This is a genomic window from Streptomyces sp. NPDC043738 (assembly GCF_056436545.1).
In genome coordinates, this window is sequence record NZ_JBWKCJ010000013.1 from 118,932 (window position 1) to 134,093 (window position 15,162).

At 70.1% G+C, this 15,162-nt stretch carries 5 protein-coding genes and 1 pseudogene; 3 read left to right on the plus strand and 3 right to left on the minus strand.

All coding sequences use genetic code 11. The features are described from left to right. Positions 1-20 precede the first annotated feature (20 nt). The gene (locus AC0680_RS18970; protein WP_478629950.1) at positions 21-7,556 is read right to left on the minus strand and encodes a SpvB/TcaC N-terminal domain-containing protein; all 7,536 of its coding nucleotides are present in this window, start codon (positions 7,554-7,556) and stop codon (positions 21-23) included. A gap of 937 nt (positions 7,557-8,493) precedes the next feature. On the opposite strand from AC0680_RS18970, the gene AC0680_RS18975 reads away from it, so the two are divergent. The 3 genes from AC0680_RS18975 to xdhC are packed head-to-tail and all read left to right on the plus strand — an operon-like array spanning position 8,494 to position 13,191. Further along, entirely contained in the window at positions 8,494-9,957 is a 1,464-nt protein-coding gene (locus AC0680_RS18975) for a xanthine dehydrogenase small subunit (RefSeq protein WP_478629953.1), read from the plus strand. After that, on the plus strand, positions 9,954-12,380 hold the full coding sequence (xdhB, locus tag AC0680_RS18980) for a xanthine dehydrogenase molybdopterin binding subunit (RefSeq protein WP_478629955.1): 2,427 nt from the start codon (positions 9,954-9,956) through the stop codon (positions 12,378-12,380). The genes AC0680_RS18975 and xdhB overlap by 4 nt, the downstream gene beginning before the upstream one ends. A gap of 1 nt (position 12,381) precedes the next feature. Then, a complete protein-coding gene (gene xdhC, locus AC0680_RS18985; RefSeq protein ID WP_478629958.1) occupies positions 12,382-13,191 on the plus strand; it encodes a xanthine dehydrogenase accessory protein XdhC in 810 nt (269 codons plus the stop codon). Between the two features lie 105 nt (positions 13,192-13,296). On the opposite strand, the pseudogene AC0680_RS18990 reads toward xdhC, so the two are convergent. Both AC0680_RS18990 and AC0680_RS18995 read right to left on the minus strand, forming a co-directional pair. Next, positions 13,297-13,949 (minus strand): annotated as a pseudogene (locus tag AC0680_RS18990) (response regulator). Beyond that, positions 13,946-14,959 (minus strand): sensor histidine kinase, encoded by a 1,014-nt coding sequence (locus AC0680_RS18995; protein ID WP_478629961.1) that lies wholly within the window; start codon positions 14,957-14,959, stop codon positions 13,946-13,948. The pseudogene AC0680_RS18990 and the gene AC0680_RS18995 overlap by 4 nt, the downstream one beginning before the upstream one ends. Positions 14,960-15,162 lie beyond the last annotated feature (203 nt).

Sequence of the window (15,162 nt, forward strand, 5' to 3'; positions counted from 1 at the left end):
TGCTGCTGCTTCCTGTACGACTACTTCCAGTACGACTTGACGAATCCGATGCCGGCTCCGACGACCGCGCCCACCCCGGCGCCGACAGCGGTGCCCACCCCGGGCACGATGCTTCCCACCACTGCGCCGACCCCCGCCCCCGCCGCTGCTCCGGTCAACGTGGCCGCGGCCACCCCGGCGGTCTCGCTGCCGGTCTTCTCGGTGACGATCTCGCCCACCTTGCCGCTGACGTACGCGGTCCCCTGAATGCCGACCGCGGCCACCGCCCCCGGCGCGCCCGCGAATCCGACGGCCGTCGACACGACGCCGATCCCGGCGTCGACCTTCTCGGTCGTGGTCTTCGCGGTGGCCACTTGGAGGGCGGTGGCGCCCACCGCCAGCGGTGCCGCCACCTTCCCGACGACCTTGAGCACCGGCGCGGCAGCCTGCAGGGCCCGTGCTCCCGTACCCAGCGCCCTGCCAACGGTTCCGGTCTCGGAGGCCACCTGCGCGGTCGTCGAAACGCTCTTGGCGACGGACGCGGTCTCGGTCGCGGCCGCCGCGGTCTCCGCCGCCGCCGGCGCGGTGCCGGCCAAGGCTTCCTCTGCCAGGTTGAAGGTCTGGGCGAACGACTGCTCCACCTCGGCGCCGACAGACGCCGCCGATGCGGAGGCGGATCCGCCCCCGCCGAGCGCCTGCACCTCACTCACCGTGTCGACGAGGGACCGGTGGATCGCCGCCTGGTTGGTCAGGATGGCCTTGTCCAGGGCCTGCCAGTTGACCGCGGTGTTCGTGGCCTGGCCCGCGGCCCGGTAGGCGTCACGGGTGGCCTCGATCAGCGCGCTTTCGCTCGCGAGGGCGCCGCTCTTGACCTGCTGGGTGATGACCTTCTGGAGTTTGCCGACTTCGGTGTGGAAAAGGCCCTTGCCCGTCTCGACCAGGACGCCCAGCTCCTGGCCGGCTTTGGAGACCGCGCGGGAATAGAACGAGGCACCCGTCGGCGATGTGCGCTGGGCGATCCTGGCCGCGACCTGGATGGGATGGTCCACCTGGACATTGCGGCCGAGCTGCGCGCGGTTCGCGACCTTCACGCCGTACTGCCAGACGTCCATCAGCGTCGGGGTCTGCGTCTGGCGACCGTCGGGATCGATCAGGCGCACCGGATTGCCATGGGCGTACTCGTACGAGCCGGCCTGAGGTGTGTCGACCGGGTCGCAGCTGGTCCAGCGGCACAGCCACGGGGCGTAGTAGCGGGCGCCGTGGAAGTACAGGCCGGTCTCGGTGTCGCGCTCCCGGCCGGTGAAGCGGTAGCGCTTGGGCGTCTCGGTCTTGGCACGTACCGCCTGGTAGGCCGTGCCGCCGTATGGGTAGTACTCCTCGTACGTGAGTATCCGGGCCCGCTCGTCCAGTTCCAGCGCGGCGGAGCCGAGATGGTCCGCCAGCTGATACCGGACCTGGTGTTCCGGACCCGAATCCGCGCCGCGGGTCCGCCGCTCCAGCAGCGCGACGCGACGCGTGTCGTCCATCGCGTGCACCGTCTGGCGTTCCAGAGTCACCGCGCCGCCCGCGCCGTACTCCCGGTAGACCTCGAACGGGCCGATGTAACGGCGTTCGCTGCTTCTCCTCGGCGTTCCCCCCTCGCCACAGGACGAGTCGGTGACCTTGCGGACGCGTTGTCCGGTGGCGTCGTAGGAGTAGTACGTCGTCCGCGGGGTTCCGGCGCCGCGGACCTGCCGGGCGGTGGCCTCCAGCTGGTCCTCGGGATCCCAGCGCAGCAGCGGCAGGCCGGGCAGCGCGGTGGTGTTCCCCCTGGCGTCGTACGCGAAGTCCCCGTCATGCGCACCACTCAGCCGGTTGCCGGTCACTTCCGGTTCCAGCGCACTGGGCTCGGCGTACCGGAACCGTCGGGTCCAGCCGGGAGCGGTGGACGCGCGGTGTTCCAGGGACAGCATGTTGCCGACCGAGTCATAGACATACCGCTGCAGGTAACGCCCCATTGCTGCACCGTCACCGGGGTGGGCGAGCCCCACCCTGGGTGCGTCGCCCGTGTCACCGGGGTCGGTCTGGCCGAGGTGTTCCCGGCCGGTCGCCTCGATGAGCCGGTACACCGCGTCGTAGGTGTAGTCCGCGCCGGGCTCGACGACCCGGTTACGGAAGAACGCCCTCTGCTGCGCGGTGTCCCGGATCGAGACGATGTTGCCGACCGGGTCGTGGCAGTAGGCCAGGTGCTGCACCGTCCTGCGCTCGCGGCGGGAACGCGGCCGCTCACGGCGGGTCCGCAGCGCGGTGAGCCGGAAGGTCAGCGGGTCGTAGGCGTAGCGGGTCCGCGCGCCGTTGCCGTAGTCGATCCGGGTGCGCTGCCCGCGGGCGTTGTACTCCACCGCCGCGACCAGCACGGTATCCCTGCCGTCGGACGTGGCCACGAGACGCTCCAGCAGGTTCGCCTCGTTGTAGTACGGCCGGACCACGGTGCCGTCCGGGCTGGTGATGCTGATGGGGCGGTCCAGCGCGTCGAATCGGGTGTGGCCGGTGTAGACCTCCTCCTCGAGCTCGACCTCCTCCCGCCAATCGGGCGCTCGCCGGTAGTCCACCGGGAACCGGCGCGTCGCCTCCAGCAGGTTGCCGCGGAAGTCGTACGCCTCGTGGGTGCTGACACCGCAGCCGTCCTGCCGCCGGAAGACCCGCGTCCGCAGGTTGCGGGCCGGATCCTCGCCGTATTCGGTCTTCTGGTGCAGGACCTCATCGGCGAGGCCCGGACCGCTGACGTAGGCGCGCACCGGACGGTGGCCGGCGTCGTACTCGGTGCGGAACCGGAAGCCCCTGCTGTTCCAGGTGCAGCGCGGGTTGCCGAGCACGTCCGGCAGCAGTGCCCCGGCCCCGGAGTCGATGCCGGCCCGGCTCACCTGCATGCCCACCATCGAGTAGTCGTGGCGGACCGCGGCGCGGCCGAGCGGGTCGCGCACCTCGCGGACGTTGCCCTCGACATCCGTGCTCGTCCGGGTCACCAGACGCTCCTCGACGAGCGTCCCGTCCTTGGCGTGCCGGTTGTGCGCAACGGTGCGGAACGGGCGGGCGAGGGAGTCGAGATGGGTGTCGGTGGGAGTGTCCGCGTGCAGCGCCGCCTTCTCGGCGGCGCGCCGCTGCTCGGGGCCGAGCGCCCCGTCGGCCCTCGCGGCATGCCATGTGCTCCACCCGGGCTCACTGGCCAGCAGCTGGCGGACCTGGCCGCCGATGTCCGGATCCTGCCGGGGATCGGTCAGCACGGTGTCGTTGCCGTCCCACACCCGCTGCCGCCACGGGTCGAACACCGTCTTCGCATAGGTGTGGTCGGGGTGCAGGGAGCCGACCACCCGCTCCAGCGGGTCGTAGAGGAGCACCGTGCTCACCCCGGCCGTGACCGCGAACTCGAAGGCGTGGGTCTCGGTGAAGAACGGTTCGAAGGTACGAACCGGGTTGCCCTTGTTGTTGAAGATCGTCCATCCGGTGCCGGCCCAGCGGGGCTCGACGACCGGGCCGCCCTCGGACAGAGGCCCGGGTTCGGCCTGGACCTTGGACTGGACCTCGCGTCCAAAGCCGTCTCCGTAGGCGATCGTGTGGGTGATCCTGCTCTGCTCACCAGGGGCGAGGTCGGACTGGTGGGTGTGCCGGGCGAGGGTCGCGACCACGGCCGGTTCCCCGCGCAGCCAGAATGCCGACTCGTCGTAGCAGAACCTGATCCCCGCCGACTTGAGCAACGCATGTCCGGCCGCGAGCGGATCGGCGAGGTATCGGGCCACCAGCGCGGGTGACGGGTCGGGGTCGAAGCCGTCCAGAGAGTCCCCGAGGGACTCCTCGCGTTTGGCCATGGTCGCGGTCCCGGCCACTCTGGCATGCACGTCGTAGGCGACTTGGACCCGGTTGCGGTTGGGGTCGGTGACGAGGGCCGGCCGCAGCACGCGGTAGTCGTTGCCCTGGGAGAGCGTCCTGCCGTCGGCGTCGCGTTCACCCACCGTGTAGCGGTTGCCGAGCTGGTCGGTGCTGTCGACGAGGAGCAGGTCGTAGTCGTCGTAGGAGACCGTCGAGGTGTCACCGAGCGGATCGGTGAACCGGCGGGGCAGGAAGAAGTGGCGTTCGGCGTAGTCCAGTTCGCTCGTGTCCGGTGGCGCGTACGCGGCCCGCGCCGAGGGAATCCACCATCCCCCCTCGTGCCGCAGATATCCCGCGGTCCGCAGCATCGGTTCGTCGACCCGGTCCCCGTACAGCGCGGTGACCAGTCCGTCGGGGAAGGCGAGTCGGTACTCCTGGTAGGGCAGCGCGCGGGACTGGAGCGTGCCGAGGGGCAGCGGCCCTGAGAGGTCGTCGCTCCGGTACAGGGTGCGCACGTGCTCGGTGAGCCGGAGTGCCGGTTTCGCCGGCAGCGCGTCCCAGTCCTGGTACGGAATCGTCTGATCGACGCCGGTCAGCGCGCGGGTCAGCTCGGCGTGGGTGAACCGGTCCCCGGCGGGGCGGAGCGCCAGCACCTCGAAGGCGCGTGTCCGGCAGGGCAGGGGTGCCCGGTGGCTGTCGGGTTCCTCGACGGCGTTGGTGTAGTCGTGCTCGGTGAGCACCATATGCGTGCGCCGCTGCGGCCCCGCGTCCCGCTCATCGAGAGCGGGGGAGGGGCGGGTACGGCCGTAGCCGATGGTCACCGACCGCAGCACATTGCCGTATGCGTCGACGGCGAGGGTCAGCTCGTGGCCGACCCGCGGGTCCACGGTGCGCTCGTAGTGCCCGGTCAGGGTCTCCCTGGGGTGTACGTCGAAGACCGCGTGCGGCACGCCCGCCGAGTCGGCGTGGCCGGCGGCCGGTTGGAGCATCCGGATCAGATGGTTGTGCTCGGTGACGCGGTACGGGCGGCTTTCGACGTCACTGTCGTCGAGCGCGTACACCTCGGTGCGGAGCACCGATCCCTTCAGGGAACGACATGCCTGCCGGGCCTCGTCGGCGGTCAGGCCGGCCGGCAGCACCGTGTCGGGGAGTAACAGGTCATCGCTGTGGTATTCGCGTGCGAACTGCCGCGAGATCCGCCGTCCGGGGAGAAAGGCACCCGTGTGGAACCAGGTCCGGGTGAGCGTGGGTGGCCGGTACGTGGCCTCGTCCACATTGCCGGCCTCGGCCAACGTCTCCAACGCTTCGGTATCGGTCTGCTCGACCATGCCGAAACCCCGGAACTCACGCTCGGGCCCGTCGAAATGGCCATGGTGGTAGGCGTACCGGCTGACGAATCGGTGACGACCGATCGCGTCCACCGTCTCCACGCGCTCGACCAGGTGCACGACGAACGGCAACCGGGTCAGCCAGGGGCGCCCGGCGGCGGCGTCCTCGGCGTAGAAGCGGGTCGAGGGGGCGTAGCGGATATGCGTTTCGGTGCCCAGGTTGTTGCGTACCCCGGTGAGCAGGTGGGGTTTGCCGCCGCGCATCAGATCCAGATAGCGCAGCTGCCGGCCGGATTCGGCGGGCAGTGGCGAGGACCACACCAGGCAGCCGGTGCCGGAGCCGAGCAGGTCGATCGCGGCGACCTTGGAGACGTTCTCGATCCGGGGAAAGGCCACGGGCAGGGCGTGCGCAGCGCTCCACGCGTTGCCCGAACGGTTCAGGTAGAGCCGGACCCCGTCGCGGTGCAGGTAGATCAGGTCCGCCGGACCGGAACCATCGACATCGGCCAGCCGGATCCTGGCCGGGTCGAACTGGTCCGGGCTGTCGAGCCGGGGAGCGCCGTCCATGCCGACCTTGGCGCCGAACCGGCCGTGGCCCAGGTTCGGCCAGTAGCAGATCTCGCCGCTGCGGATCCGGACCAGGTCGGCGAGCCCGTCGCCGGACAGGTCCGCCAAGTGGATCGACGAGGTGCGGTCGGCGAAGACCAGTCGCGGCCCGGATTCCTCGTCCCGTGACGGCCAGGTCCGGCGGCCGGTGTCGAATCCCTCCTCGCCCAGCGATCGGTACCAGGTCCAGCCCGGCTCGCCGGTGACAAGCACGTCGGCCCGGCCGTCGCCGCTGAGGTCCACGAAGCGCAGGTTCGGGTCGTCCCAGGCCAGGTTGGGTCGGGACCGGAACGGCCGGAACACCTCCCAGTCCTGGTCGGACCGTTCGGTGAACCCCGGTGTGGTGCCACCGAAATCCACCACGGCCGGGCGGCCGTCGCCGTCCAGGTCCAGCAGCTCGGTCCGGCCGCCGGTCGGGCGGCTGCCCACCACGCGCATCGGTCCGAGGTGGCCACCGCCGAGGTTGGGCTTGTAGTACCAGGTCCCGGCCTGCTCGGTGAGTAGCCCGGCCAGCCCGTCGCCCTCCAAGTCCGTCCATCGGTAGGCCGATCCGTCCACGCCGATCGGCGCGTTCTCCAGGTCGGCCGCGTCGAGCGTGCGTACCTCGGTGTCGATCTCGGCCTGGGAATAGGAGAATTCCAGTGGCGGCAGCGACCTGGTGAGGTATCCACCGGAAGCCCGCCGCCAGCCGCTGTGCGACACCGACTCCAAGAACGCGCCCGTCACCCCGCCTCGCTCGGCATCGCCGCGATATGCCAGCTCGGTGGAGCGCACCAGGCAGTCACGACCGACATCGGGCTCGTCCGGGAAGTGATGGAACATCAGCACCCGGCGGCAGAGCCGGTAGCCGCGAATCTCGAATCCGGCCCGGTAGGAGGAGAACGGGTCCAACCGACAGGTCCACGGCCGGACTTCGGCCGTACTCTCGTCGTGTTCGCCGTAGTCGAACACGATCTCGAACATGTGGTCCGAATCATCGGAGACCAGCCGGGAGACCGTGTTTCCGTAGCGGATTCGCTTCAGATACCGGTTCGCGGCGCGACCGGCCGCGGTGCGATTCCGTTCGCAGCCGGCGGCGAGATCGACTCCGCGGCCGTCCTCGGCCTTGTACTCGTAGCGGACCGCGTTGCCGACGTCGTCATGGCTTTCGCAGATCAGCCAACTGAAAACCCGGCGTGCGTCGTTCGGGTCGGCGATGCGGCTGGCGGCGTCACGTCCATAGACGGTGGTGACATTGTCCCGGCTGATGGAGCGCCAATGTACGTCGCCGGACCGTACGTCGGTCCACCGCTCGATGCGCGCATGGAGGCCTTCCACGCGCGGCCGATAGCGGCACACCGCAAAATCCGAGCCGTCCACCGTGCACGACCGGCGATCCCGGATCCACTCCCCACCGCGCTCCACCAGAGCCGGGACAAGGTCCTCCGTGCCGGACAGGATGAAGGTGTCTTCGAAGTCCTCGCCGTCGTCGGCGTAGCCCGGAACGCCCTTGTCGGTCTTGCGGGTGATCGCCGGAAGTCCGACACCCCAGCCGATCCCGAACGGGCCGTTGCCGGCGGCGGAGTCGTAACCGAGTGTCAGGGACGGACCGAACCCGGACCGTCCCGGGCTGATCGCGAGGGGAACCGAGAGCCCGCCGGTGCCGGTCACCAGGTTCGCGGTGAACTTCTCCCCGATCCCCCGGATGGCGCCGCCCCCCTTCGGCAGCGAGATCACCGGCGTGTGGGGAGCGCCCGGGGCGGTGTCGCCGGAGGGCTCGATGGGTGCGGAACCGGTCGATCCAGCCCCACTGGGCACGTTCGCCTCCCTGGGTGACGCGATGCACCGGGCCCGGGGACTTGGGCATACGGCCGGACGGACGGACAGGCCGGAACTCCCGCACCGGCGCGATGCCGTACGCCACGTCCGTACGTCCGTGGACGCGACCGGGGCGGCTCCAGAGTAGGGTGCCGCGGTCGCCGTTAGATACCCCTTCGGCAGTGAATGCCTGAAAGGGAAGTACTTCCTTCCGTTCGGCAGGATCTGACTGCACCGGCGGACAGCCCGCGCCACCCGCTCGCCGAGGAGCGTGGCGTCTCGATGAGCGGTCCGGCGGCGTGGACCGCTGCAGGGTGCCGTCGCTGTGAACGAACCGTCGGGGCCGAGCAGACACGAAACGGCAACGGCCAGGCACCGATCGAGGACCTGCTCCGGGAGATTCAGGACGCGGAGAAGGCAGACATCGCCCTGGGCCTGGGGGTTCGTTTCACCTCACAGGTGACGAGCGGGCAGATCCCGCCGTCGACGACGCTGCCGGCTCACTGTCCTTCCCTGCTCCAACAGGGTCGGAGCCGCTCGACCGGCTCGTTGTAGCTTCCTATAAGGTGCGAGCGGTTTCCGCAGGTCGGCTTGACGATGTACCTGCGGCAACTTAGTTTCTAGCGAACTAACTAGTGAGCTGCCGGAAGGAGGCGAAGTCGGATGTCGACCATCTCTGACCTGAATCGCCTCGTTCGGCAGACCGCCTGGATTCCGGGGCGTGTAGCGCACGGCTGCTGAGCAGCCCCCCAGCCCCCCCGCCCCGGCGTGCCCGATTCACGGCCCCGGCGGCTTCCTCTCTCTGTCACCGCCCGCAGCACGTCGATGCGTGCTGATTTGTGCTGCGGGCCCACAAACTGCGCCACCGAGACAGAAAGTCCCCTGAAATGGCGACCAGGATAATCAGAACGACCGCGCACCGAAATGAGGATGTGCCATGGTAGCGGCGCGGATCACGGTCAATGGGAAGGTCACACCGATTTCCCCGGCCGCACCCCACACGACGGTCCTGGATTTCCTGCGCGAGCGTGGCCTCACCGGGAGCAAGGAAGGCTGCGCCGAGGGCGAATGCGGCGCGTGTTCGATCCTGGTGGCCCGCCCCGGGGTGCACAAGCCCACCGACTGGGTGGCGGTCAACGCTTGCCTGGCTCCGGTCGCGGCCCTCGACGGTCAGGAGATCATCACCTCGGAAGGGCTCGCCACCGCCGGCGAACCTGGCAAGCCGCCCACCCTGCACCCCGTGCAGGAGGAGATGGCGGTCCGCGGTGGCTCCCAATGCGGCTACTGCACACCGGGATTCATCTGCAGCATGGCCGCCGAGTACTACCGACCCGACCGCTGCGCGCACGCGGACTCGGCCGACGGTATCGACGCCGAGCACGGTCCGAACGGTTTCGATCTGCACGCGCTGAGTGGCAACCTGTGCCGCTGCACCGGCTATCGCCCGATTCGCGATGCCGCGTTCGCCGTAGGTGCGCCCACCGATGAGGACCCCCTGGCGCAGCGTCGCGAGCAGTCCCCTCCCGTACCGGTCGCCACCGAATACACCCGGGACGACAGCGCGTTCCTACGCAAGAGCACCCTGGCCGAAACGCTGCAATTGCTGTGCGAGCGGCCCGACGCGGTGGTGGTCGCAGGCTCCAGCGACTGGGGCGTGGAGGTGAACATCCGCTCCCGCCGGGCGAATTGCGTGGTCGCCATCGACCGGCTGTCCGAACTGCGGGAGCTGCGAGTCGAATCCGACTACATCGAGATCGGGGCGGCGCTGACGCTCACCGAGATCGAACGCCGCCTCGACGGCGGTGTCCCGCTCCTGGCGGAACTGTTCCCGCAGTTCGCATCCCGGCTCATCCGCAACGCTGCGACCCTCGGCGGCAACCTGGGCACCGGCTCGCCCATCGGTGACAGCCCGCCGGCGCTGCTCGCGCTGGAGGCATCGGTGGTGCTCGCCGACGCCGACGGCGAGCGCGAGGTCCCGCTGGCGGACTACTTCACCGGCTACCGCCAGAGCGTGCGCCGCCCCGGCGAGCTGATCCGCACGGTGCGCATCCCGCTGCCGCTTTCGCCGGTCGCGGCCTTCCACAAGATCGCCAAGCGGCGCTTCGACGACATCTCCAGCGTGGCAGTCGCTTTCGCGCTGGACATCGAGGACGGGATCGTCCGCAAGGCACGCATCGGCCTGGGTGGTGTGGCCGCCACCCCGATCCGCGCCGTGGCCACCGAGGCGGCCCTGGAGGGCAAGCCGTGGGCGTCGGAGACCGTCGAGGCCGCGGCCCAGGTGCTGCGGGCCCAGGGCACGCCGATGAACGATCATCGCGCCAGCGCCGACTACCGCTCCGCGATGCTTGGCCAGAGCCTGCTGAAGCTGTACGCACAGACCACCGAGGCGGTGTCGTCATGAGCCATCTGTCCGAGCGCCCCGAAAAGCCTGTCGTCGGCGTGTCGATACCGCACGAGAGCGCCGCCCTGCACGTCACCGGCACCGCGCTCTACACCGATGACCTGGTCCATCGCACCAAGGATGTGCTGCACGCCTACCCGGTCCAGGTCATGAAGGCCCACGGCAGGGTCACCGCGCTGCGCACCGAGCCCGCGCTCGCCGTGTCCGGCGTGGTCCGCGTGCTGACCGGTGCGGACGTGCCCGGTGTCAACGATGCCGGGATGAAGCACGACGAGCCGCTGTTTCCCGACGAGGTCATGTTCCACGGCCACGCGGTCGCCTGGGTGCTCGGCGAGACCCTGGAGGCGGCCCGGCTCGGTGCGGCGGCCGTCGAAGTGGAGCTCGACGAACGGCCCGCCCTGATCACGCTGCAGGACGCGATCGCGGCGGACAGTTTCCACGGCGCTCGGCCCATGATGCTGACCGGCGACGTCGATGCCGGCTTCGCCGACTCCGCGCACGTGTTCACCGGCGAGTTCCAGTTCTCCGACCAGGAACACTTCTACCTGGAGACGCACGCGGCGCTGGCCCATATCGACGAGGCCGAGCAGGTGTTCGTCCAGAGCAGCACCCAGCATCCTTCGGAGACCCAGGAGATCGTCGCCCACGTACTCGGACTGCACAGCCACGAGGTGACCGTGCAGTGTCTGCGGATGGGCGGCGGCTTCGGCGGCAAGGAGATGCAGCCGCACGGGTTCGCGGCCGTCGCCGCGCTCGGCGCCAAGCTGACCGGTCGCCCGGTCCGGCTGCGGCTGAACCGGACGCAGGACCTGACCATGTCCGGCAAGCGGCACGGGTTCCACGCCCAGTGGAAGATCGGCTTCGACGCCGACGGCCGCATCCGGGCCCTGGACGCCACCCTGACCGCGGACGGCGGCTGGAGCCTGGACCTCTCCGAGCCGGTGGTGGCCCGTGCGCTGTGCCACATCGACAACACCTACTGGATTCCCAACGCGCGCATCGCCGGGCGCATCGCCAAGACCAACAAGGTCTCCAACACCGCCTTCCGCGGCTTCGGCGGACCGCAGGGCATGCTGGTGATCGAGGACATCATGGGCCGGTGCGCGCCGCTGCTCGGCCTCGATCCGATGGAGCTGCGGGAGCGCAACTTCTACCGGCAGGGCCAGTCGACGCCGTACGGACAGCCCGTCACCCACCCCGAACGGATCTCTGCCGTCTGGCACCAGGTTCAGGACGACGCCGGCGTCGCCGATCGCAGGCGCGAGATCGCTGCCTTCAACGCCGCGCACCCGCATACCAAGCGGGCACTTGCGGTCACCGGCCTCAAGTTCGGCATCTCGTTCAACCTCACCGCCTTCAACCAGGGCGGCGCGCTGGTGCTGATCTACAAGGACGGCTCGGTCCTGATCAACCACGGCGGCACCGAGATGGGCCAGGGTCTGCACACCAAGATGCTGCAGGTGGCCGCGACCACGCTGGGCATTCCCCTGCACAAGGTGCGCCTCGCCCCGACGCGGACCGACAAGGTGCCCAACACCTCCGCCACCGCCGCCAGTGCCGGCGCGGATCTCAACGGCGCGGCGGTGAAGAACGCCTGTGAGCAGTTGCGCGAGCGGCTGCGGCAGGTGGCCGCCGGCCAGCTGGGTGCGAACGGCTCGGACGTGCGCATCGTCGAGGGCGTCGCACGCGCCCTGGGCAGCGACAAGGAGCTGGCCTGGGACGACCTGGTGCGCACCGCGTACTTCCAGCGGGTTCAGCTGTCGGCGGCCGGTTTCTACCGGACCGAGGGTCTGCACTGGGACGCGAAGACGTTCAGGGGCTCGCCGTTCAAGTACTTCGCCCATGGCGCCGCCGCAACTGAGGTGGAGGTGGACGGCTTCACCGGCGCGTACCGCATCCGGCGGGTGGACATCGTGCACGATGTCGGCGACAGCCTGTCCCCGATGATCGACATCGGTCAGGTGGAGGGCGGTTTCGTGCAGGGCGCGGGCTGGCTGACGCTTGAGGACATGCGCTGGGACGCCGGTGACGGGCCGAACCGCGGCCGGCTGCTGACCCAGGCCGCGAGTACCTACAAGCTGCCGAGCTTCTCGGAGATGCCGGAGGAGTTCAACGTCACGCTGCTGGAGAACGCCACCGAGGAGGGCGCGGTGTACGGGTCCAAGGCGGTGGGTGAGCCTCCGCTGATGCTGGCGTTCTCGGTGCGAGAGGCGTTGCGGCAAGCCGCCGCGGCATTCGGGCCCGCCGGAGTCGGCGTGGAACTCGCCTCCCCCGCGACACCGGAGGCGGTGTACTGGGCGATCCAGGCGGCTCGCCAGGGCGATGCCTCCCGGAACGGCCACGCCGGAAACGGCCACACCGGAAACGGGCACGCCGCCAACGGCAGGGTCCGGACCGACGCCCAAGCGTTGAACGGTGCCTGACATGGCGTGGGTCGCCGCGGTCGTACGGTTGCGAGCACGCCGGGAGCCCGGCGTGCTGGTGACCGTCGCGACGGTGCGCGGCCATGCCCCGCGCGACGCCGGTGCGAAACTCGTTGTGGGGCAGACCGAGACGTGGGGCTCGATCGGTGGGGGCAATGTCGAGACCGTCGCGATCGACCGGGCGCGGGAGATGATCGCCGCCTCCAAGCCGGAGCCGGAGCTGATGGAATTCGCCCTGAACGACAAGGTGACCAACCAGCATGGCGTGCAGTGCTGCGGCGGCACGGTCTCGGTGCTGCTCGAACCGCTGCCGGTGGTGGAGGCGGTGGCGATCTTCGGCGTCGGGCACGTCGGATTGGAACTGGCGCGCATCCTCGCACGTCAGGACCTCGACCTCCATCTGATCGACACCCGGTCCGACATCCTCACCAAGGAGCGGCTCGACGTGCTGGCGGACGCGGTGGCGCAGGTGCATGTGCATCACACGCCGCTGCTGCCCGAGGAAGTGCTGGAGGAGTTGCCGCAAGGCACCCACATCCTGATCATGACCCATGATCACGCCGAGGACGCCGCGCTGTGCGATGCGGCCTTGCGCACCACCCATCTCGGCTCCATCGGACTGATCGGGTCGGCGGCCAAGTGGGGGAGATTCCGCAAACGCCTCGCCTCCGAGGGCGGTCACGACGAGGGCACCATCGATCGCATCAAGACGCCGATCGGACTGGCCGACATCACCGGCAAGGAACCCGCGACAATTGCCGTGAGCGTCGCGGCAGACCTGCTCCGGACCTTCGAAAGGGACCGCCCCTGAGCGGCGCCGAACGCGGTTGCCGCGGTTCATGCACGCTCCGGGAGTCCGAGGCGAAGGCCTTCTGCGTGGCCTCGGGCCTGGTGCGGGCGTGGGGCGGGGGACGTGTCATCGGGCCGGTGTCGCGCCGGGTGTCGCCAGGCCCGACTCCCATACCCAGGCGGCGATCCCGACCCGGTTCCGGACGTCCAACTTCCCTTGGATATTGGCGAGATGGGTCTTGACCGTGCCGCCGTGACGACCAACCGCGCCGCGATCTCCGCATTCGTCAGGCCCTGCGCGACCAGGCGGGCGATCTCCCGTTCGCGGGCCGTCAGCGGATCGGGGGCAGCGGTGGCTGCGGCCGGTGGGGTGAGGTGTCGCAGCAGGCGGACGGTGATCTGGGGGCTGATCAGGGTGTCGCCGGCCATCGCCGCCCGTACCGCCTCGATCAACAGCGTGGGGCCCGAGCGCTTCAGCAGGAAGCCGCAGGCGCCGTGGCGCAGTGCGGTGTGTACGTAGTCGTCGAGGTCGAAGGTGGTGACGACCACGACCCGGGTGTCGGCGGCGAGTTGGCGGGTGACCTCCAGGCCGTCGAGGCGCGGCATCCGGATGTCGGCGAGGACCACGTCGGGGCGTAGCGTACGGGCCAGGCCGACGGCGGTGACGCCGTCGGCGGCCTCACCGACCACGGTCATGTCCGGCTGCGAGTCGAGGATCAGCCGGAAGCCGTTGCGGATGTCCTCCTGGTCGTCGGCGATCAGGATGCGGGTCGTCGTCATGCCGTGTCTCCAGTGGCGGGGAGGGTGACGGTGAGGCGCCAGGTGCCGTCGCGTCGGGTGGTGTGGAGGGTGCCGCTCATGGCGCGGACGCGTTCGGTGAGGGCGAGCAGACCCGTCCCGCCGATCCCGCCGTGTTCGCGCGTACGGGCATGGCCGCGGCCGGTGTCATTGGTGACGGTCAGCCGGACGGCCTCGTCGGCGAGCGTGAGGACCACCTCGACGCCGGTTGCGTCGGGGGCGTGGCGGCGGACGTTCGTCAGTGCCTCCGTCACGACGCGATGGACCGTGGCGGCGGCCTCGCGGGACAACGCCGTCTCCACTGCGGGGGTGATGTCGATACGGGCCCGAGTGCGGCCGTTCTCGTTGAACCGCCCGACGAGTTCGGCGAGTTGGGCCACACCCGGGAGGGAGGCGCAGTCGGCCTTGTGGCCCGGCTCCCGCAGCAGATGGACCGTACGGTCGATCGAGGCCAGCGCCGCGAGGCCGGCCCGCTCGATCCGCTCCAGTGCCCCGGCCGCCGCCTCCGGATTCCGTCCGGCCACGAAGCGGGCGGCCTGGGCCTGCGCCACGATGCCGCTGATGTCGTGGGCGACGAAGTCGTGGAGGTCGTGGGCGAGTTCGAGCTGCTGGCTGTGGCGGGCTTCGCGGACGGCCTGGCTCCTGCGGCGCTCCATCAGCCGGGGGTATCCGCCCACGACGGCCGCCCCCAGGGTGGGCAGGAACCAGAAGGCGCCCAGACCGACCCGCTCATAGAGCGACGCGGCCGGCACCAGCGGCTGGGGCCACAGCGTCAGCGCCACCGCCGCAAGGCCGATGCCCACGGCCGCCTCCCGGCGCGGCGCCCACCGGAACGCAGCCGCCTGCAGCACCACGAGCGCCGACGCCGCTGCGAAGAGCGGTCCGGATTCGTCCTGCGTGGCGCCCGGGGCCCATCCGAAGGTGACGGCGATCAGTACGGCCGCGGCCAGCGCGGCCGCCCGTCCCGCCCACGCACGCACCACCACAGCCATCGGGCCACGTCTCATTGCCCGCCCCCTCCCCAAGTCCGACCAGGTCCGCCGAGGTCCAGCTTATGGACCACGTTCCGTGTCCTGCCTCTGCCGATCGGCGGAGGCAGGACCTTCCGTACGCCCGGAGATCTGCTGGTTGGCCGATGGCCGCGGCCCCCACACGCCAGGGAAGCTGATCACGTCAACGAGGCCACTCGCCCAAC

Bases quoted from the DNA above. Each gene is read 5' to 3' on its own strand.
- xdhB (WP_478629955.1), top strand. From the start codon at position 9,954: ATGAGCCATCTGTCCGAGCGCCCCGAAAAGCCTGTCGTCGGCGTGTCG.
- xdhC (WP_478629958.1), top strand. From the start codon at position 12,382: ATGGCGTGGGTCGCCGCGGTCGTACGGTTGCGAGCACGCCGGGAGCCC.
- AC0680_RS18975 (WP_478629953.1), top strand. From the start codon at position 8,494: ATGGTAGCGGCGCGGATCACGGTCAATGGGAAGGTCACACCGATTTCC.
- AC0680_RS18995 (WP_478629961.1), bottom strand. From the start codon at position 14,959: ATGGCTGTGGTGGTGCGTGCGTGGGCGGGACGGGCGGCCGCGCTGGCC.